This window comes from Streptomyces sp. NPDC054841 (assembly GCF_053611045.1).
Window position 1 is genome coordinate 1 of sequence record NZ_JBSGZO010000934.1, and the last position, 1,085, is coordinate 1,085.

At 80.6% G+C, this 1,085-nt stretch carries 1 protein-coding gene; it reads left to right on the forward strand.

Annotation, left to right across the window (positions count from 1 at the left end):
• A partial coding sequence (locus ACWGI8_RS44530) for a hypothetical protein (RefSeq protein WP_453669370.1) occupies positions 1–1,085 on the forward strand: 1,085 nt, incomplete at both ends.

The window sequence follows — 1,085 nt, forward strand, 5'->3', positions numbered from 1 at the left end:
CCGTGAAGGCGCTCATGCACCGCCACCGCGAACTGTGCGAACGGGCCGTCGACCCACTGGAGATCGCCGCCGGGCTGGAGGCACACGGCGTCACCGACCGCACCGCCGCCCGGTTCCGGCACCGCGATGTCTTCGCGCTCGCCGAGGAGCTGTACGCCCGCGTGCCGCGCGGCGACGCGGGCCCCCGGCCCCCGGCGCGGGACGTGCGCGGCGCGCGCACCGCGCACATCGGACACACGCTGCTGCCGGGCGCCGTCGCCGTCCTCGCCACCCTGGCCCTGCGGCTCACCGACGGCGGGGCACGGCTCGCCGCCGGGGCGGTGGGCGGGATCGGTCTCACCGTCGCGCTGGCGTGGAGCCTGCGGCGCGGACCCCTGCGGGCGCCGGGGCGCACGGTGCCCGCCGCGCGCCTCCTGGTGTGCTGGCTCGCGGCCTACGCGCTGCTCGGCGACGGGCTGCTGGACCAGTTCACCGGCGCCGGGCCCGAGGACACCTGGTCCCTCACGCCCGCCCCGCTGGTGGGCCTCGCCCTCGCCGTCGCCCCCGCCGCCTGGACCGCCCACCTCTTCTCCGTGCAGGCCCGGCGCAGGCTCAGCGGCAGCCGCGGCCTCGAAGAGTTCGCGGCCGGCGCGCGCCCCCTGCTGCTCGCCGTCGTCACGCTGTACGCCGCCGCTCTCACCGGCCTGCTCGTCCTGACCTCCGTGCTGCTCCCGCTGGCACTCGGCCCGGCCGCCGCCCTCGGCTTGCTGCTCTTCCTCTCCCGGCTGCTCACCGTGCACGGCTTCCCCGAGGCCGCGGCCACCGGCCTCGCCGCCGCCTGTGCCGGCGAGGCCCTGGCCCTGGCCGCCGTCCTCGGCGGCCGCCTCCCCGGCTGCGGCTTCCTCGCCCGGCCCGTCGAGGCGACCGTCGACGCCCTGGGCGCCGGTGCCGTACCGGCCCTCGCCTGTGGCGCCGCCGCCCTGGGGCTGCTGGTCCACGCGACCGCCGCCCTCTCCCGGGCCTCGGCCCACACCACCTGGCCCCCCCCCCGGCCCCCCCCCCGGCCCCCCCCCCGGCCCCCCGGGCGCCCCCCCCGGGGGGCCCCC